General features: G+C 67.0%; 12 protein-coding genes. 9 read left to right on the top strand and 3 right to left on the bottom strand.

Translation table 11 applies throughout. The features are described 5' to 3' along the window. Positions 1-202: 202 nt before the first annotated feature. Positions 203-724, top strand: coding sequence for a GAF domain-containing protein (locus FJ694_RS28625; RefSeq protein ID WP_157270952.1), 522 nt, complete (start codon positions 203-205; stop codon positions 722-724). 202 nt (positions 725-926) lie between these two features. Here FJ694_RS28625 and FJ694_RS28620 read toward each other — a convergent pair whose 3' ends face one another. Together FJ694_RS28620 and FJ694_RS28615 are read right to left on the bottom strand one after the other, a co-directional pair. Beyond that, positions 927-1,337, bottom strand: a complete 411-nt coding sequence (locus FJ694_RS28620; protein ID WP_157270951.1) for a response regulator — start codon at positions 1,335-1,337, stop codon at positions 927-929. Next, entirely contained in the window at positions 1,334-1,831 is a 498-nt protein-coding gene (locus FJ694_RS28615) for a GAF domain-containing protein (RefSeq protein ID WP_157270950.1), read from the bottom strand. Before FJ694_RS28615 ends, FJ694_RS28620 begins: the two co-directional genes overlap by 4 nt. Positions 1,832-2,268: 437 nt before the next feature. Here FJ694_RS28615 and FJ694_RS28610 point away from each other — a divergent pair, with 437 nt between their 5' ends. The 7 genes from FJ694_RS28610 (at position 2,269) to FJ694_RS28580 (ending at position 16,245) form a co-directional block, all read left to right on the top strand. Continuing rightward, on the top strand, positions 2,269-6,264 hold the full coding sequence (locus FJ694_RS28610) for a PAS domain S-box protein (RefSeq protein ID WP_198321047.1): 3,996 nt from the start codon (positions 2,269-2,271) through the stop codon (positions 6,262-6,264). 238 nt (positions 6,265-6,502) lie between these two features. Further along, a complete protein-coding gene (locus tag FJ694_RS28605) occupies positions 6,503-9,223 on the top strand; it encodes a CHASE domain-containing protein (RefSeq protein ID WP_157270948.1) in 2,721 nt (906 codons plus the stop codon). Further along, positions 9,220-9,639 carry a response regulator gene (locus FJ694_RS28600; RefSeq protein WP_157270947.1) on the top strand — a complete coding sequence of 140 codons (420 nt, stop codon included), beginning with the start codon at positions 9,220-9,222 and terminating at the stop codon, positions 9,637-9,639. The genes FJ694_RS28605 and FJ694_RS28600 overlap by 4 nt, the downstream gene beginning before the upstream one ends. A gap of 46 nt (positions 9,640-9,685) precedes the next feature. Beyond that, a complete protein-coding gene (locus tag FJ694_RS28595) occupies positions 9,686-10,786 on the top strand; it encodes a hybrid sensor histidine kinase/response regulator (protein WP_198321046.1) in 1,101 nt (366 codons plus the stop codon). Positions 10,787-11,123: 337 nt separating this feature from the next. Beyond that, complete coding sequence (locus FJ694_RS28590) at positions 11,124-14,234, top strand: PAS domain S-box protein (protein WP_157270945.1); 3,111 nt, start codon at positions 11,124-11,126, stop codon at positions 14,232-14,234. 411 nt (positions 14,235-14,645) lie between these two features. Further along, the gene (locus FJ694_RS28585) at positions 14,646-14,846 is read left to right on the top strand and encodes a hypothetical protein (protein WP_157270944.1); all 201 of its coding nucleotides are present in this window, start codon (positions 14,646-14,648) and stop codon (positions 14,844-14,846) included. A 1,009-nt stretch (positions 14,847-15,855) separates the two neighbouring features. Beyond that, the gene (locus tag FJ694_RS28580; protein ID WP_157270943.1) at positions 15,856-16,245 is read left to right on the top strand and encodes a response regulator; all 390 of its coding nucleotides are present in this window, start codon (positions 15,856-15,858) and stop codon (positions 16,243-16,245) included. 268 nt (positions 16,246-16,513) lie between these two features. On the opposite strand, the gene FJ694_RS28575 is transcribed toward FJ694_RS28580, so the two are convergent. Next, positions 16,514-16,738: a hypothetical protein gene (locus FJ694_RS28575; RefSeq protein WP_157270942.1), complete on the bottom strand. Its 225-nt coding sequence runs from the start codon at positions 16,736-16,738 to the stop codon at positions 16,514-16,516. 262 nt (positions 16,739-17,000) lie between these two features. Here FJ694_RS28575 and FJ694_RS28570 point away from each other — a divergent pair. Further along, positions 17,001-19,477: histidine kinase dimerization/phospho-acceptor domain-containing protein (locus FJ694_RS28570; protein ID WP_157270941.1), on the top strand; the 2,477-nt coding region annotated here is incomplete at its 3' end.

Raw genomic sequence — 19,477 nt, 5'->3', positions numbered from 1 at the left:
GCTTGTCACGCCGTTGGGGGTCAACGATACGGTTCCCCACAGGCCATAGATAGGTAGCCTTCCTTTGCAAGCCAAATCGCACCGGGATTTTTCCTGGACAAGCCTGGATCACTGGAAGCTGTGCGCCGCTTGGCAGGAATGAGGGGTGCTGCGCATGACTGTCGCTACCTATGTCAGGCCCACAAGGGCTGGCGTGTGCGTCGTGCAGCAGCCTCCCGTCCCTCCCAACGAGCAGGCGCGCCTGGAGGCGTTGCGCCGGTTGGGCATGCTCGACACCCTTGCGGATCCAAGTCTGGATGAGCTGGTCCACTATGCCGCCCGGGAGCTTGATGTACCCATCGCGCTGGTGTCGCTGGTGGACACCGAACGGCAGTGGTTCAAGGCGCGCGTGGGTCTGGAGCACACCGAGCTGCCGCGTGACGTGTCGTTTTGCGGCCATGCCATCTGCGGCGACGATGTGTTCGTGGTGGAGGACGCGCTGCAGGACGAGCGCTTTGCCGCCAACCCGCTGGTGATCGGCGAGCTCAACATGCGTTTCTACGCGGGCGTACCGCTCAAGAGCCCGGATGGCCAGCGCGTGGGCACGCTGTGCGTGATCGACACCCGGCCGAGAACGCTTGACACACGGCAGCGTGACCTGCTGCAGGCCCTGGGCGCCGTGGCGGCGTGGGAGCTGGCGCGCAAGCACTGGATGCCGCCGGCTGAGAAAGTTTCTGAAGAATAAGAGGCCCACGCCCTTGCCATTCATCACATCTGGCCAGGGCACGACACGCATGAAGTCACCAGGAGATTGGCGAGGTCGCTGCGGTTAGAGGGCCATGCGCTCCAGGTTGCTCATGACGAAGCTTCGGCACCGTGGGCGTTTGTCAGGCACCGAACTCCTTCGCTGCGCAGACGACAAGAGGCAATGCAAGCTCTGCGGTGGCTCAGGGCGGGGACGCAACTTCGTCGGCACACCGCAGTGCCGGGTCTGCCACGAGAGACTTCAAGGCCAGGATCAGGTCGCGCGCCTTGATGGGTTTGCGCAAGCAGGCCTGTACGCCCCGCAGCTTCGCTTCGTCTGGCAAGCGGCCGTCGGCTTGGGAGTGCATGACGATGAGGGGCAGCGACATGCGCTCAGCGTGCAATCGCCCCATCCATGCGGCGGCCTTTCCTGCCGGGTCCAGATCCACCAGAGCGGCGTCATACCGATGGGCCTGCAGCAGCGCCGAGGCGGCGTCGACGTCCGCAGCTTCGTGGATCTCGGCCAGTCCCAGCTGGCGTGTGACGCTGGCTACCGTGCGGCGCAGCACCAGCTGCGGCTCCAGCAACAGGATCTTGGGCAGGGGCGTCATCATGGCTGTTGCAGCGCGCGCTTCAATTCGTCCTCCACCAACTGCCTGAGCGCTGTGAGGATGCACTGGTCGATGGAGTCGAGGCGGCGCGGTCGCGTGTCGATCAGGCACAGCGTCCCGATGTGGCTGCCTGCGCCGCAGCGCAGGGGCGCGCCCGCGTAGAAGCGGATGTGGGGAGCATTCAGCACCAGCGGGTTGTCGACAAAGCGCTCGTCCTGCCGGGCGTCCTCCACCATGAACAGGCCGTCCTGTGCGATGGCGTGTCCGCAAAAGGAGATGTCCCTGGAGGTCTCGCAGGCCTCCAGCCCGACGCGGGCCTTGAACCACTGTCGCCGGGAATCGACCAGGCTGATCAGTGCAATCGGGCAGTCGAACTCGGCAGCAGCGAAGTTGACGATGCGGTCAAAGCGCTCCTCGGGTGGCGTGTCAAGGATCAGCAATTCGCGCAACGCAGCAAGGCGTTCGGACTCGTCGACGGGAATCGGGGCAGGCAGCACGGAAAGTCGCGGTAGCGGCCTGGGAACCGGCCAGTACCTGGTCCTCACGATCAGGATGCGGGTCCACCAGGCCGGAATGGTTGATGGCCCGGTATCGGCGCACCGACGCGCTTCATGAGCCCACCGACAAGCGCCATGGGCAGTTGTTCACGGACCTGCCAGCCGTGCGGCCTGCACCCTGCCGCCAACCCTTCATCAGCCGCCGCAGGGGCCGAACTGTTGCCATCCCCAAGCTGACAAGAGGCTGACGATGTGCCCGCTGCCAGGCATAAGGCAGCCAAAGGGCACTCCGGTTGAAGATGCATTTTCGTCAAACGATCGATCGCAGCGCACGCGGCTGCGCGCTGCTGGTGTCCGCCTGCGGCGCCCTGGCATTGGCCTTGTGGCTGGCCAGCAAGCAGGAACTGCTGGGGCTTGGCTTGCCCGGTGCCCCCTTGATGAAACCCGGTTCCGCGCTGGGCTTCATGCTCGCCGGTCTGGCCATCGCCCTCATGGGGCAGCCCGCTCACCGCCGGCGGCGCGTGGGCCGTGTCGCCGGGCTTTGCCTGCTCATGTTGTCCCTGGCGAGCCTCGCCTGCTCGACCGAACTGCTGTCGTGCCAGGGCGCCTCGCTGGCCAGCCCATCGCTGCTGTCGCTGGTGTTCCTGCTCATGGCACTGGCCGCGCTGCGGTTTGACCCGGCTTCCGGCGCCGGTGTGCGCTGCGCGGTGGTGGCCAGCGTGACCGGCACGGCCTTGTCGATGGCCGTGCTGATCCTCTACACCGCCTGGTGGCTGCAGGCCGGCCAGCGGCTGCTGCTGGTGACGCTGGACCCGCAGTCGGCGGTTCTTCAGACCCTGCTGGCGCTGGCCATCGGCGCCGTGTGCATGGTCGCCGTACCCGCCGGCACCTTCAGGCGCCATGCGACGCTGCTGCGCGTGGCCGCCATCATGGCGATGGCGCTGATCGGCGCATGGGGCCTGATCCTGGCCACCAACAGCGCCAGCATCGCGCGCGACGTGAGCCAGCGCACCGACAGCGTTGCGCAGACCCTGCTGGAGCACATGCACCGCTCGCTCGACCCGGTCGACCTGATCCTGCGCCAGGTGTCGTTGAGCATCGGCTCCGACGGCATGCAAGGCTTCGCGCACTCGCTCAAGGAATGGCGGGAGCTCTCTGCCGCGGCGCAGTCGCTGCAGCAGCTCAGCGCGCTCCTCGTGATCGACCGCGAGGGCCGGGTCGTCAGCTACTCGGCGCAATTCCCGGCTGCCGTCCCGGGCACGTTCTCGCATCGCGACTACTTCGTCGCGCACCAGCGCGGCGAGACGGTCTACCTCGGTCCGCTCATCCGCGCCGCGACCGGCAAGTACGCCTTCACCTACAGCCGCCGGATCAATGACGCCGACGGCCGATTTGCCGGCGTGGTGGTGGCCACGCTGGAGCTTGGCTACTTTCGATCCTTCTACCGCTCCTTGAATCTCGGGCCGGACGGCTCCATCGGCATGTTCAGGACCGACGCCCGCACGCTGGTGAGGGAGCCCATGCCGGACAACCTCGACGCCGTGGACATGGGACGCTACGCGCTCTTTGCCCAGCATGTGCTACAGCGCAGCAGCGGCTCCTTCGTCGGCGTCTCGCCCTTCGACGGCACGCAGCGGTTCATCGCCTTTCGGGTGTCGAATTCCTTGCCGCTGGTGGTGACGGCCGCGGTCAGCGCAGCTCCGCTGGCTGCCGAGTTCTCCAGGCAGCTGCTGGCCTCCTCCATCCTGCTGACACTGGCCATCGTCGTGCTGGTGGCCGGCACGGCGCAGCAGCTGGAGTCCGACCGCCGCGACGAGACCCAACGTCGCCAGCTCGAAGCCGGCAAGGCCTTCACGCGGGCCATTCTTGACTCCATGGATGCCACCGTGGCCATCACGGACCGCCAGGGCAACATCCTGGATGTCAACAAGGCGTGGGCGCGATTCTCGCAGGCCAATGCCGGCACCGGAGATTACGTCGGCCGCAACTATCTCGACATCGCCCGCAGTGACGAGGTGCAAGGCGATGGCCATACGGTGGCCCGCGGTATAGCTGCCGTCATGGAAGGCTCGGCGTACGGGTTCGAGCACAACTATGAGTGCTCGTCGCCAACCGAGCAGCGCTGGTTCAAGGTTCGTGTCACGCCGCTCACCGGCTCCGACGGCTGCGTGGTGATCAGCCACGAGAACGTCACCGACCTGAAGCTCACCGAGATGGCCCTGCGCCAGGCCCAGGGCGAGCTCCGGCAGGCCCACGATGTCCTGGAAGTCCGGGTTGCCGAGCGTACCGCCAGGCTGGAGCAGACGCTGCAGCGGCTGACGCTGCTGATCAACAACTCGCCCCTGGCCGTGCTGGAGTGGGACCGGGAAGGCCGGATCACGCGGTGGTCGCGTCGAGCCGAAGAGATGTTCGGATGGCGTGCCCTGGAGGTCATCGGCCGCCGTCCGGACAGTTTCGGCCTCGTCTACGAGGAGGACCGTGACGAGGTCGCGAGCCTCATGGCACAGATGGCGTCCGGGGGCTGTACCCGCAGCTTCAATGCCAACCGCAACCACACCAAGGACGGCGGACTGCTGCACTGCGAATGGCACAACGCCGCGCTGCTCGATGGCCAGGGGCAGATGCTGTCGGTGCTGTCGCTGGTGCATGACGTCAGTGCCCGTCACGGCGCCGAGACCGCGCGGCAGGAAAGCGAGGACCGGTTTCGCAACACCTTCGAGCAGGCGGCCGTCGGCATCGCCCACGTGGGGCTCGACGGTCGCTGGTTGCGGGTGAACCAGCGGCTGTGCGAGATGCTGGGCCGGACCTCCGCCGAACTGCACCGCCTGACCTTTGCGGACATCACGCACGCGGCGGACCTGCAGGCGGACCTGGCGCTCGTGGACGAGTTGCTGCGCGGTCAGCGGCAGTCCTACTCGATGCAAAAGCGCTACGTGCGAGGCGACGGCTCGCTGGTCTGGGCCCAGTTGACGGTTTCGCTGCGCAGGGACGGCCAAGGAGAGCCACTGCACTTCATCTCGGTCGTGCAGGACATCCAGGCGCTCAAGGATGCTCAGGACGCGCTAATCGCCATCAATCACGAGCTTGAGGACCGCGTTGCCAGCCGCACGCGGGAGCTGCAGGCCAGCGAGCAGCACATCCGCGAGATCGCGGCCACCGTGCCGGGGATGCTCTACCAGTGGTACGTGCGGGCGGACGGCTCCAGCGGTTTCTACTATCTCAGCCCGCGGGTGCAGGAGCTGTACGGGCATGCACCCGAGCACTTCCAGGGCAGCTGGCTGGCGCTGGTCCATGACGAGGATCGCGAGACCACGCAGCACTCCGTCAAGCGCGCCATTGCTGCCAAGGCGCCGTGGCAGCATGAATGCCGCATCCACCATGGCAACGGGTCGATCCGCTGGGTTCGTGCCATGGCACGCCCCGTGCGATGCACGGACCAGGAAACCGTCTACACCGGCGTCGTGATCGACGTGACGGACGAGCGTCTTGCGCAGGACGCCCTGTTCGAGAACGAGCTGCGCTACCAGACGCTGATCGAAGGCTCGCTGCAGGGCATCCTCGTCAAGAAGGTGCACGACGACTTCAAGCTGCTGTTTGCCAACGATGTCGCAGCCAGGATGTACGGCTACGGCGACGCCGACGAGCTGCTGCAGGAGCCGGACCTGCGCCACCTCATCCCGGAGGAGGTCCAGCAGGGTCTGCGCCATGAATGGGAGCGCATGGGCCGCGGCGACATCGACGCCGTCCACACGCAGGTGCAGGGACGGCGCAGGGACGGCACGCTGTTCTGGCTGGAGCTCATGGGGCGGCGCATCGACTGGGAGGGCGAGGCGGCGCTGCAAGCCACGATCATGGACATCACCGAGCGGCAAAGGCTCGAAGCCGAGCTCAAGCGCCAGGCCACCATCGACTCGCTCACATCGCTGCTCACCCGGCGGCAGTTCAACGTGCTGGCCGAGCAGGAGATCCGGCATTGCTCGCGCTATCCGCAGCAGCTCACCGCGCTCATGGTGGACGTGGACCACTTCAAGCGGGTCAATGACACCTATGGCCATCACGCCGGCGATAAGGTGCTGGCCGCGGTGGCCGAGACCCTGAGGACTACGCTGCGCGGCGTCGATCTGGTCGGCCGCTTCGGCGGCGAGGAGTTCGTGGCCCTGCTCGTTGGCGCCGACGAATCGCAGGCATTGCTGGCGGCGCAGCGTCTGCGCCGGGCCTTGGCTCAGCAGCACGTGAGACACCGGGAGCACGAGATCCGGGTGACGGCCAGCGTGGGCATCAGCGCCTGGCGCACCGGCGAGGCCAGCCTGGAGCCGGCACTGGGCCGTGCCGACGAGGCGCTGTACGCCGCCAAGGCCAATGGACGGGATCAGGCTTTGGTGCACGGGGCCGTGCAGGCCGGGCACACGCACATGGCAGTCGTGACGTCGTAGGCAGGCAGCCGTCTGGCTGCTCCAGGCGGCATGCCGGCGTGATCCGTCCGCAGCCGGCGCTACCAGCGCCGCGGGGAGCAAGGGTTGTGGCAAGGCAGCATGGCGCCGCCTTGTTGTGTTCGGCTTCCGCTTCGGGCATGCGCCTGCCTGGGCGGCTGCCAGGCTCCCGGGTCCAGCGCTGCGCTCAGAATCGGGGCATCGCCACTGCTGCCGCCGCTGCGGCTGCCTGTTCGCTCCCATGTCCGCCCTGCTTCCCGCCTTTCCCGTGCGCAGCGCCTTGCGTGAGTGGGTCCGTTCGGCAACCTGGCCCTGGACGGTGCTGGGCGGTGCGCTGGTGCTGACGCTGGTGGCCACGTTCATGGCGCAGAGCGCCGTCGAAGCGCGGCGCAGCGCTGCGGTCGAGGCGGTCATCGAGGCCGACATGGGCCGCCTGCGTTCACGCCTGGACGCCCACGTGGCGCTGCTCGACGCCACGCGGGCGTTCGTCGAAACCCAGGGTCCGGCGCTGGACCGCGCCAGGTTCCATGACTACGTCAGCCGCCTGCACATCAGGCGCGGCTACCCGAGCATCCAGGGCATCGGGTACAGCCCGCGCGTCCTGCCGGGGCGGGCGGCGGAGTTCGAGGCGCAGGCGCGCCGCGAAGGCGTGTCCGACTTCCGCATCACGCCTGCCGGAGAGCGGCCCTGGACCTTCAGCATCGTCTACCTGGAGCCGCTGGACGAGCGCAACCGCGCGGCATTGGGGTTCGACATGTTTTCCGAGCCCGGGCGTGCGCAGGCGATGGCCCGCGCGCGCGACAGCGGCAGCGTGGCCATGACGGGCCGCGTGACGCTGCGCCAGGAGATCGAGCCACGGAAGAAGCCCGGCTTCCTGCTGTACGCGCCGCTCTATGGTCCCGGGCCCGAGCCTCGCACGGTGCAGGAGCGGCAGGCGCGTTTGGTGGGTTTCGTCTACGTCCCGTTCCGGGCGCCTGACTTCTTCCAGGACCTGTTCACGGCGGCATCCCGCGTCGTGCAGGCGCGCGTGTACGCCGCGGCCACGCCCGACCCGGCCTCGCTGCTTCACGACGGCCTGTCCCCAGCCGACAGCGCCGGTTCCGGGCTGAGGCGCACGCTCCAGTTCGGCGGCCAGCCGTGGACGGTGGAGTTCGTGCCCGTAGCGCCGCAACATCGGCTCGAAGCCTGGCTGCCGCAGGTGACGGCCCTGGTGGGTGGGAGCGTTGCCTTGCTGCTGTTCCTGCTCACCCGCTCCCAGGCCAGGGGGCGGCGGCGCACTGAGGCGATTGCCCGCGAGCGGTCCGTCGCGCTGGAGGGCGAACGGGCGCAGCGCCAGCTGGCCGAGTCGCTGTCGCAGATCGCGCTGGCGCTGGGTTCCGAGCGTGACGTGTCAAAGCTGCTGCAGCGCCTCACCGACGAGGCCACGCGGCTGACCGGCGCGGCGTTCGGTGCCTACTTCCACAACGAGCCCGATGCCGGCGGGCGCTACGGCCTCTACACCCTTTCGGGCTCTGACATCGAGACCTTCAGGAGCTTTCCGCCGGTGCGGGCCACGCCGCTGTTCGCACAGACCTTCGACGGGCACACGGTCCGGCTCGACGACGTGCGCACCAGTCCCCTCTATGGCCGCAATCCGCCGCACCGTGGCATGCCGGCAGGTCACCCGCCGGTGGTGAGCTACCTGGCCGCCTGCGTGCGCACGCGCGAGGGGCGCATCCTGGGCGCGCTGCTGATGGGCCATCCGCAGCCGGCACGCTTCCAGCCCGAGCACGAGCGGCTGCTCGAAGGCCTCGCCGCCCAGGCCGGCGTGGCGCTGGAGAACCAGCAACTGCTGCAGAGCGAGCGCGAGGCGCGCGCCCATGCCGAGGAGCAGCGGGCGCTGCTGGACCTGGTGATCGAGCAGAGCGGCGAGGGCATCATCGTCGCCGACGCGCAGGGCGCGCTGCGCATCGTCAACATGGCCGCGCAGCAGCAGCTCGGTGCGATGCCGCCGCTGGCGCAGCCCGGGGGCGCCAGCCGCCTGGACGTCTTCTCGCTGGAGCACCAGCACGTGCCGCCGCAGCAGGCGCCGCTGCCGCGGGCCCTGGCCGGCGAGGCGGTGCTGCAGGCGCGCTGGGCCGTGCAACGCAACGACGGCAGCTGGCGCTCGCTCACCGGCAGCGCCACGCCGCTGCGCCGGCACGATGGCGCCAGCGCAGGGGCCGTGCTGGTCGTGCGTGACGAGACCGAACGCATACGGGCCGAGCAGGAGCGGGAGTCGCTGCTGCAAGCCCTCGCGCTTAGCAACAAGGAGCTCGACCAGTTCGCCTACGTCACCAGCCACGACCTCAAGGCGCCGCTGCGGGGCATTGCCAACCTGGCGCAGTGGATCCAGGAGGACCTGGGGGAGCAGGGCGAGCAGATCGCCCAGTACACGCAGCTGCTGCAAGGGCGGGTGCACCGCATGGAGGCCCTGATCGACGGCATTCTGCAGTACAGCCGGGCCGGGCGCGTGGTGGCCGCACCGGTCGAAGTGGACGTCGCTGCCCTGCTGCACGAGGTGGTGGAGCTGCTGGCGCCGCCACCGGGTGTGGCCATCGACGTCGTGGCACCCCTGCCCGTGGTGACGGCCGACCGCACGGCCTTGCAGCAGGTGCTGCTGAACCTGGTCGGCAACGCCCTCAAGCATGCCGCCCGGGACAAGGGCACGGTCCAGGTCGCCGCCCGCGACGACGGCCAGTGCTGGGAGTTCCGCGTGGCCGACAACGGCCCGGGCATCGCGCCGCAGTATCACGACCGCATCTGGGCCATATTCCAGACCCTGGAGGCACGCGACAAGGTCGAAGGCACGGGCATCGGGCTGTCCATCGTGCGCAAGACCGTGGAGTTCCAGGGCGGCCGGGCCTGGGTCGAGTCCAGCGAAGGCAACGGTGCCACCTTCTTCTTCACCTGGCCCAAGCAGCCCCCAAAAGGCAAGACATGACCGATCCGCGTGTGCTCAGCATCCTGCTCGTCGATGACGACGAGGTGGACGTGATGAACGTCAAGCGGGCCTTCAAGAAGGCCAACCTCACCAACCCGTTGTTCACCGCGGAGAACGGGTTGCAGGCGCTGCAGATGCTGCGCGATGGCCAAGTAGGGCAGGGTCGGCTGCTCGTGCTGCTGGACCTCAACATGCCGCGCATGAACGGCATCGAGTTCCTGCGCGAGCTGCGCAGCGACCCGGCGCTGCGGGCCACCTCGGTCGTGGTGCTGACCACCTCCAACGAGGACCAGGACAAGGTCGAGGCCTACAACCTCAACGTGGCGGGCTACCTGCTCAAGCCAGTCACGTTCTCCACCTTCGTGGACCTCATGGTGACGCTCCAGAAATACTGGACCCTGGTGGAGATGCCGTGATGCAGGCGTCCTGTCCCGTGCTCTCCGGGGCGATGCAATGACCCCGGTGCACATCCTGCTCGTCGACGACGACGAGATCGACCGCATGGCCGTGCAGCGCATGCTGCGCGCCAGCGAGCTGCAGGCCACCGTTGCCGAGGCCGGCGATGCGCTGTCGGCCCTCGAGATGTTGTTGGGCGGGCACTTCGACTGCGTGCTGCTGGACTTTCACCTGCCCCGGCTCGACGGCCTTGCGGTACTGCAGCGCCTGCGTGCGCTTGGGATCGAGACGCCGGTCATCATGCTGACGGGTCAGGGCGATGAGGCCCTGGCCGTGGAACTGATGAAGGCCGGGGCATCGGACTACGTCGCCAAGGGCAGCCTCACGCCGCAGCGCCTGACCACCGGCATCCTGGCTGCGCTCAAGCTTCACGAGGCGCAGCAGGCGGCGCGCAGGGGCGAGGAGCTGTTGCGCCAGCAGGTCCAGTTCGCCGAGATGTTCGTCGGAATCGCGTCGCACGATCTGCGCAACCCGATGAGCGTCATCATGCTCAATGCCGCGATCCTGGGCCGCTCCCCGCAACTGCCACCCGAGCTGCAGCAGTGCGTTGCCCGCATCAAGACCAGTGGCCAGCGGGCATTGCGGCTGATCCACGACTTGCTGGACTTCACACAGGCGCGCTTGGGCACCGGCATCCCGATTTCCAGGACCTCGATCGACCTGCATGCGGTGGCACAGGAGACGGTCGAGGAGCTCAGGATCGCCCACCCGGGCCACGAGGTTGTGCTCGAGGTATCGGGTGATGGGGCCGGCATCTGGGACGCCGACCGGCTTTCGCAGTTGCTCGTGAATCTGGTTACCAATGCACTTGTCTACGGTGCGGCGGACGCCCCGGTGCAGGTCAACATCGCCGGCGACGACGACAGCGTGACGCTGGCCGTGCACAACCAGGGCGAGCCGATTCCCGCACAGTTGCGAGAGGCCTTGTTCGAGCCACTGCGCCGTGGGGTGCAGCGCCAGGGCGTGCCGAGCGGCAACATCGGGCTGGGACTTTTCATCGTCCAGCAGATCGCTTACGCCCACGCCGGCGAAGTGACCTTGGAGTCGGCCGCAGAGGCTGGCACGACGTTCTCGGTGCGCCTGCCGCGCACGCCAGGCCAGGATTGACCGACAGGACATTCCACGTCGCCACCTTCGGTGGAGCGGATCCCCCGGAGAAACGCTGGGACGTCAGCGCGGCCGTCCTGGCCGTCGCGAGAGTGTCGTGCGCGCATGTCTTCGAGACCTTTGCGCAGGCCGATTCCTCAATCACGCGTTGCTGAGGAAAACTGGGGCTGGGCCTGTCCATCGTGCAACGGCTGGTGGACATGATGGGTGGGGAGCTGGGATCGCAGAGCTTGCCCGGCCAGGGCAACACCTTGGCGGCCGCGGATGATCAAATTCGCAGTCCCTGGCCGCGAGCCAGACTGCTGCCTTCTCCGCGTGCGAAACCACTTCGACAGCCATGTACCAAGACCGCTTTGAGGCCCTGTTCGAGCAGGCCCCCTTCAGCATCCAGTTGCTGGACCCGAGCGGACGCACGCTGCGCGTGAACCGGGCGTGGCTGGCGCTGTGGCAGGTGCCCGACAGCCAGGAGTTTTTGCACTGGATCCTGACCGAATACAACATCCTGGAGGATGCGCAACTGCGTGCCAAGGGCGTGCTGCCCTACGTCAGGCGTGCCTTCGAAGGCGAGACCGTCAGCATCCCGCCCGTGTTCTACGACCCGGCCGAGATGGGGCGCGTCGGGCGCGCCTGCTGGGTGCGCAGCCGGCTCCAGCCCGTGCTCGGTGACGATGGCCGGGTTCAGGAGGTGATGCTCATCCACGAGGACGTGACCGAGCAGGTCCGGTTCCGCGACAGCCTGGCAGACAGCGAGCGCAGGCTGCAGCGGGTGTTCGACGTCAACCCCATCGGCATGGTCACGGGAGACGGCTCAGGGCGGCTGCATGCCGTCAATGACGCGTTCCTGCGCATCGTGGGCCGCAGCCGCGAAGAGTTCGAGCGTGGTGAATTGCGCTGGGACGCCATCACGCTGCCCGAGTACCTGGCGCGCGATGCCCAAGCCGTGGAGCAGGCACAGCGCGAAGGTGTGTCCGCCGTGTACGAGAAGGAGTACCTGCGCGGCGACGGCACACGGGTGCCCGTGATGCTGGCCGTGGCGCACTTCGGCGAGCCGCCGGAAGAGCTGCTGGCCTTCGTCATCGACATCGCAGAACGCAAGCGCGTGGAAAACACGCTATCCGCCGTGCTGGAGTCGCTGCCCGTGGGCGTGGGCATCGCTGACCCCGATGGTCGCTTGGTGCGCATGAACGCCGCCAACCGCGCGCTGTGGGGCGGTGCGCTGCTGGACTCGCAGCGCTGGCAGGACTACGGCGAGTGGGTGGCTTGGTGGCCCGAAACCGGGCAGCGCGTGCGTGCCGAGGAATGGACGCTGGCAAGGGCGCTGCTCAAGGGCGAGGCGATCTGCAACGAGCTGGTGCGCATCCAGCCCTTCGACGGCAGCGCGCCGCGCTACACGCTCAACAATGCCGCCCCGGTGCGCGACGCCGGTGGCACGCTGCTGGGCGCGGTGGTGGCGCAGCAGGACGTGACGCAGCAGCGTGAAGCCGAGCAGCGCCTGCGCGAGAGCCAAGCACAGCTGCAGGCAGTCTTCGACGCCGCGCCCGTGGGCCTGATCTTCGCCGAGGCGCCCAGTGGACGGGTGGTGGCGGGCAACCGCCGCGCCGAGGAAATCTTCGGCCATCCCATGGTGCCCACGGCCTCGGTGCAGGAGTACGCGCAGTACGGCGGCCTGCATGCCGACGACCGCCCGTTCGCGCCGCACGAGTACCCGATGGCGCGGGTGCTCGCTGGAGAAGCTCAGGTCGAAGTGGAGATGCGCTACCGCCGCGGCGACGGCCGCGTGGTGTGGCTGCGCGTGCACGCGGCGCCCCTGCTGGACGCTGAAGGCTGCGTCGCAGGCGCCATGACGGCTTTCCTCGATATCAGCCAGGAGCGCTTGGCACTGCAGGCGCTGCAGGAACACGGCCGTGAGCTGGCCACGTCGCAGCAGCGGCTGGACTTGGCGCTGGAGGCCGGTGGCATGGGGGTGTGGGACTGGACGCTGGCCACCGGCGAGTCGGTTTGGAGCCGCCAGATGTATGTGCTCGTGGGTTTGCCCATCGACCCGCAGGGCCGCGGCCGCGCCGACGACGTGTTCGACCGGGTGCATCCCGAGGATCGGCCCGCGCTGGACGACAAGATCGCGCGGGCGTTGGCGCAGAGTGGGGAGTTCGATGCCGAGTTCCGCATCCTGCGCGCCGACGGCCAGCTGCGCTGGCTTTGCGGCCACGGCAAGGTCATCCGGGACGCGGCCGGGCAAGCCGAGCGCATGCTGGGACTGAACTTCGACATCACCGAGCGCCGCGCCATCGAGCAGCAGTTGCGCGAGACCAACGAGCGGCGCACCGAGTTCCTGGCCATGCTGGCGCACGAGTTGCGCAACCCACTGGCACTTATCACCAACGCCGTGCGGCTGCTGGACATGGAGCTCGCACCTGAACAGCACCATGTGGTGGTGGAGATGGTGCGGCGGCAGTCGGCGCACATGGCTCGCCTGGTGGACGACCTGCTGGAGGTCTCCCGCGTCACGCAGGGCCGCATCGAGCTGAAGAAGGAGCGGCTACTGTTGGCACACGCCCTGCTGCCTGCGCTGGAAGCGGCGCAGCCGCTGGCACGTGAGCAGGGGCAGGCGTTGGTATTCGACGTGCCACTGGATATCGAGCTCGAAGCCGATCCCGCGCGGCTGACGCAGATCGCGGGCAACCTGCTGACCAACGCAGTGAAGTACACCCCCGCAGGCGGCCATGTGCGCCTGAGCGCCCGTGTCCTGGACCGGTGGGTGGAGATCGAGGTAAAGGACGACGGCCTGGGCTTGGACAAAGCGCTGCTGCCCCGCGTGTTCGACCTGTTCGCCCAAGGTGCCACGACGCTGGACCGTTCGCGCGGTGGGCTGGGCCTGGGACTGACGCTGGTGCGGCGACTGGCGCAACTGCACGGCGGCGAGGCGAAGGCCGCAAGTCCGGGGCCGGGACAGGGTTCGACCTTCACGGTGCGGCTGCCATGCCTGCGAAGCGCCGAAGCACAATTCGCTCCGGCCATGCCGGCCACGCCGCCGCGGCTGGCGCCCACGACGCTCTTGGTGGTGGACGACAACGCTGACGCCGCCGACTCGCTGGCGCTGCTGCTGCAGATGGATGGCCATACGGTGAAGGTGGCGCGCAGCGGTCCAGAAGGGTTGGACATGGCCCGGCAGTGGCAACCCCGTGTGCTGCTGCTGGACCTGGGGCTGCCGGGCATGGACGGCTACGCCGTGGCCCGGGCGCTGCGCGCGGGCCCCGCCACGGCCGGCGTCGCCATCGTCGCCTTGAGCGGCTACGGCCAGGAGAGTGATCGCGAGAAGACCCGAGTCGCCGGCTTTGACGCGCACCTGGTCAAGCCGGTAGATCTCGAGGAAATCTGCCGGGTACTTGCGCTGGCACTGGATCCCTCAACGCTGGCCCGTCAGTCGGCCGCAAGTCCGGGACTTCATTGATGCTTGGCTATCGAGTGGCTGTAGGCAGGTCATAAGCACTACCGTCCGAGCAGCAATTGAAGCAGGCGGCGCCAGCCAATCACGGGCGGCACGCTGTCGTGTGGCGCGCCATGGCGCCTCATCACGCCCTCAGCCCAGCCATTCTCCCAAGCCTCGGCTTGATCGGAACCGGCTGAGTAAGGGCACTTTGCGCCCATGAAACGCGCTTGGTCAAAGCCCTGGTGCCAGATGCGCTGGCGCTCTTTTCTGCTCAACATCCAGCTTACAAGACAAAGTGCCTGTTTGAAGGGACGGCATGCCGCCCTTCGAGTCCGTGCGCCTGGACCACGAGGGCCAGGCGGTGGACTTGTCGATCTCCGTGTCGCCCATGCGCAGTGGCAACGGTGTCGGCGTAGAGGGCGGGCCACGACGATGCGCGACATCCGCGCTCAGCGCCAGACCCAGGCCCGCATCGAGCAGCGCAACGCCAAGCTGGAGCTGCAGGTGTGCCGCCGCACGGCCGAGCTGCAGGGTATCTTGAGCAGTGCGGCCAGCGCCATCATCGGCACCGACATAGCGGGCCGCATTACGTCATTTGACCCGGCACGCCGCGCAGCAGCCGCTTACGATTGATTTGCATGCGAGCTGAAACTGGCGCCATGTAGAAGCCGCTGCAGTACGGGGACACTGGAGACAACCATGGTTTTTCATCAGATCGCACAAGGTTTGACCGATCAGGGCGGCGCTGCCGGCTGGATCAACAAGGAAATCGACGAGCATGCCTTCACGTAGGTGCGTCTGGGACGGCGGCTGCAAACATCGTTGGGCCAGTTTTCTGACGGACCGGGTCCATAGCCTTTCGATGGTCTGCCAGGTCTGGGCTACCGCCAAGGCGGCCTACCGTTTCCTGGCCGATGAGCATGTCGACGAACACGAGATCTTGGCCAGACATATCGACGCCGCTAGAGACGGCCTCAGCTACCGGGCTTGGCCGCCATGGCGGCAATGCCGCTCATACGGATCTGAGGTAATGCCCGAACCCGCGGCGGCGAAAGACGTAGGCTGGCGGTGTTCATGGAGCAAGCTCAAGCTGCATTCGGGGAAGTCACCGCGGCGCTGGACGGTCAGAACACGCGGGCGGCGCCAGACAAAATGCTCAGCAGATGCGCTGCCGCGATCGCGCCGAGCATGAAGCACCTGACAGTAGCCGCTAGTCATGTGGAAAAGCGATCCTAGCGGGGCAGCCAACGCACCACGCGTCGGGAGAATTCGCCGAAACCCTGGTGCTGTCGCAGCAGGTACTTTCACCGTAGCTGCCACAGCTGACTTCAACGACTTCGCTGGGCATCCCGGCTTGAGAAAAATCAACTTGCACCCTGCATCCGTGACAAAGGAACACCTCGGGTGGTGCAGGGCAAGGCGTATCTAGCCATTCGTTATGAAACACTGACCGCATGACTCGTGCGGCTCGCCGAGCAGGAAGCACCGAGCCGTCATGATTTGGTGGCTGCAACAGCAGCAGCGCCATGGAGGCGACAGCCGGTGCGCACCGCCCGCGAGCCCCTGCAACGAGTACGACGCCCGACCGCCGCCACCGCCGCATTGCCGTAACTGATCCTTTCGGGAAGCAAAAGCCAGAGCCATGCCGCCTACCCAGGAGACCGTCATTCTCTATATCGAGGACGACCCCGTTAATGCGCTGTTGATGCAGCACCTGTTGGCAGCGCATCGCCCCCGATGCGAGCTGCATGTAGCTGAGAACGGCAAAAGCGGCGTGGCGCGTGCGGTGCGGCTGATACCAGACCTGGTGCTGATCGACATGAACCTGCCCGACATCAGCGGCCTCGAAGTGCTACAGGCGCTACAGCAGGATCCGAAGACGCGGTCCCTGCGCTGCGTTGCGCTATCTGCCAATGCCATGCCCGATATCGTCGAGCGTGCGCGCATGGCTGGCTTCGAAGACTATTGGACTAAACCCATTGACATTCACGAGTTCCTGCAAGATCTCGACGGGCAGTTGGCGCGGCATTGAGCATGCGGTCAAATCTTCCACAGAAACTTGGAGCACGAGCTAAGCCAGCGATTGCCATAGCTTCGCTCGCTCCTCGAAGAAGCACCGGACGTCCCCCGCACTGAGGCTTGGCGCATGGTCTCGCGCAATCAAGCAGTTGATTTGCGCGCGCTGGTGGCGGAATTTGCTGCTGTTGGAGCCGCTGGCACAGGATCAGGGCGCGCACCTACACATGCCCGGCGAGCCCGCATCGCCGGCGCATACGATTTGGACTGGGCGACGCCGTGCGCTACGGCTGGCGTCGCGTTGCTTCTTCGGCCTCTAAACGGGCCAAATCTTCTTGAAGGAAACGAAGCGTTCCTTCGAAGACATCGAGCACTGCCTTCGCCTGCGCCGCGTCCTGTCCCCAGCGGATGGCATCCGCTAACCGGGCCGCCTGATCTTTCACGCGCGCCTCCGCTTCCGTCACGCGGCGCCGTGCCACCTCCAACAACGATTCATCCTTCTCTGCCATTGTTCTTTTTCCTCCCAGCGCCCATGCTCTCGTCGAGTTGTTGCACGGTGATGTAGCGATGAAACACTTGGGGACCGAGGCCGCTTCTGGCGCAGCAAGTGGACGTTCCGGGACTTCGTGACGTGCTGCCGAACCCGCAGCAACCCAGTCAACTCGTGCCCACTACCTTAAGGTCCAGTGCCTGCGGACAAGACAATGCTGTCCCTCTGTGGCCGCGCCTGTCTTTTGCACGCGAAGAGCGACTCGTCGCCCTGTATTTGCCATGATCTGGAAGTCCAGCTACCTCCTGCCACGCATGCTGACGCTGGCGGGGCTCACCGCGCTGCCGTTGGTGGCGCTGCACAGCTACACGCTGTACGCCGAGTACCGCCGCGCTGAAGCTGAAACACTCAGAACGCTGGTCGGTCAGGCAGAGCTTGCTGCCAAGACCATGGACGATGTCCTCGACCTGGTACAGGGACAATTGCGACTCGTCGCCCGCCGGCGTGCGGCGCAGCAGTGGGACTCGCCGCGGTGCTCCTCGCTATTGCAAAGCCTGGACGAAGAGAGCGGGCTGATGACGCACTTCGAGGTGCATGCGCCTGACGGCAACCTGGCATGCAGTTCTAGATCCGGTGTGGCTGGCAGCCATGTGTCACAGGCATGGGTCCAGCAGGTGCTCTCAGCGCAGGGACCATGGATTTCCGAGCCTCTGGAATTGGAGCGTGACGGCAACGAGCCGCGCCAGCATGTCCTGCGACTGGCCCTGGCGCTTGACAGCGGCCTGGCACGCGGTCCCGAAGTATTCTCGGTACTGGTGGACTTGCGGCAGTTGTCCGAAAGGCTGTCGCCGGCAGCACTTCCCCCGGGAAGCGCGATCGCCCTCTATCACAGGCACTGGCATGTGATGGCGCGCAATCCTGATCTCCGGGACTGGGTCGGCCGAAGTGCGCCGAGCGTGGCGCAAGCGCACACGGACTCGGCTACTGGCATCGTCAAGGCCTTCGGGGTGGACGGGGTCGAGCGGGTCCATGCGAGCCGCGACTTGCAGCATGTCGGACTGCGCGTCACGGTTGGAGCGCCAACAGCGGCGCTCAGAGCACCGCTCAAGGGTGAAACCGGGGGAGCGGTGGTGGTGGGGCTGCTCGTGCTGTGTGGCAGTCTCGGCCTGGCGGCCTACTGGTCCGGCATCGTCAGCCGCTCGCTGCGCAGGCTCGCGCAGGCCGCAGGCCATCTGGCCGGCGGTCGCCAGGGGGTGCAGATCGATGAGAAGCTGCCCGGGGAGCTTGGTGCGCTGGCATCGCAGTTCAACCTCATGCTGCAGGCGCTGCAGGCTCGCAGCCAAGCCCTGGAGGCGTCGCAACGCCAAGCCATTCGATTGGGACAGCTCAACCAGATGCTGTCCGAAGTCGCCCATGCAGTGGCACGCAGTCCACAGCCGCAGCAGCTTTTCGAGTACATCTGCCGCATCTGTGTCGATACCGGCCAGGCCAAGGTGGCCTGGATCTGCATGGACGGTCACTCCGTCGCCTGTGCAGCCGGCCTGACCCATGCAGACGATGCACTGCTGCAGGCTCCCTTCGTGGCAGGTGACAACAAGACCGGCCTGGGCGAGGACTGGCATGAGCGCTGTGCCAGCAGTGAGCCGTTCGTGGAAAACGATCTCGCTGCGGTCGCAGGCTGCGACGATGTCAGGCCGCTGCTGCTGAAGCACGGCATCGGCTCGGTGGCTTCGCTGCCGTTCTTCGTGCGCGGCCGACATGCCGGAAACCTCAACCTGTATGCCAGCACGCCGGACTTCTTCGATGGCGATGCCGTACGTCTGCTCTCGGCTGTCGCGGCCGACCTGGGCTTCGCGCTGGACGCGCATGAGCAGGAGAAAGCGCGCATCGATGCCGAGCGCGCGCTGGCGCAGCGTGAACAGCAGCTCGCCGGGATCATCGATACCGCGATGGACGCGATCATCACCATCGACGCCTCGTACCGCATCGTGGTCTTCAACCGGGCAGCGGCTGACATGTTCAGGGTCAAGCCCGAGGAGGTAATCGGCGCCACGCTGGACCGCTTCGTGCCTGTTAGCGTGCGCGCCGCTCACCCGCAGCTCGTGGAGCGCTTCGCACAGGAACGTCAAGTGCGCCAGCAGCACCACGGCGCGGCCTTGCGCTTCAAGGGTGTGCGCTCCAACGGTGAGGAGTTTCCGCTGGACGCCATGCTCGTGAAGCAGGGTAGCGGCAATGAGCTGCTCATGACGGCAGTGCTGCGCGATGTCACGACACTCGAACAGGCGCAAGCCGCCAAGGAGGCCGAAGCGCGGGCCGCCGCGGCGTCACGTGCCAAGACCGAGTTCATCTCGCACATGAGCCACGAGCTGCGCACGCCGCTCAACGCGGTGCTGGGCTTTTCGCAGCTGCTGCAAGGCAGCGCGCGCCAGCGGCTCACGCCCAAGGAGCTGAAGCAGCTCGACATGATCTTCCTGGCCGGGGCTCAGCTGCGCTCGCTGATCGAGGAAGCACTGGACCTCTCCCGCATCGAGGCTGGGCGCGTTGACTTGCGAATGGAAGCGGTCGACCTGTGCGCGCTGGTGCAAGAGCTCCTGCTGCTGCTGGAGCCACTGGCGCAGGAGCAGGGCGTGCGCTTGCTCATGCCCAGCGAGTCCTTGCCGCCGGTGCACGCGCGTACCGACCGCAACCGCGTGCGCCAGGTGCTGCTCAACATCCTGAGCAACGCCATCAAGTACAACCGACGCGGGGGCACCGTCAC

This window comes from Azohydromonas aeria, assembly GCF_009760915.1.
In the GTDB taxonomy this organism is placed as follows: Bacteria; Pseudomonadota; Gammaproteobacteria; order Burkholderiales; family Burkholderiaceae_C; genus Azohydromonas; species Azohydromonas aeria.
The sequence above is the reverse complement of the archived record's forward strand: the minus strand, read 5'-3'. Positions and strand labels throughout refer to the sequence as shown.

Coding starts and splice junctions, on each gene's coding strand:
- FJ694_RS28620 (WP_157270951.1), bottom strand. CDS start 1,337: ATGATGACGCCCCTGCCCAAGATCCTGTTGCTGGAGCCGCAGCTGGTG.
- FJ694_RS28610 (WP_198321047.1), top strand. CDS start 2,269: ATGAAACCCGGTTCCGCGCTGGGCTTCATGCTCGCCGGTCTGGCCATC.
- FJ694_RS28605 (WP_157270948.1), top strand. CDS start 6,503: ATGTCCGCCCTGCTTCCCGCCTTTCCCGTGCGCAGCGCCTTGCGTGAG.
- FJ694_RS28600 (WP_157270947.1), top strand. CDS start 9,220: ATGACCGATCCGCGTGTGCTCAGCATCCTGCTCGTCGATGACGACGAG.
- FJ694_RS28590 (WP_157270945.1), top strand. CDS start 11,124: ATGTACCAAGACCGCTTTGAGGCCCTGTTCGAGCAGGCCCCCTTCAGC.
- FJ694_RS28585 (WP_157270944.1), top strand. CDS start 14,646: ATGCGCGACATCCGCGCTCAGCGCCAGACCCAGGCCCGCATCGAGCAG.
- FJ694_RS28580 (WP_157270943.1), top strand. CDS start 15,856: ATGCCGCCTACCCAGGAGACCGTCATTCTCTATATCGAGGACGACCCC.
- FJ694_RS28575 (WP_157270942.1), bottom strand. CDS start 16,738: ATGGCAGAGAAGGATGAATCGTTGTTGGAGGTGGCACGGCGCCGCGTG.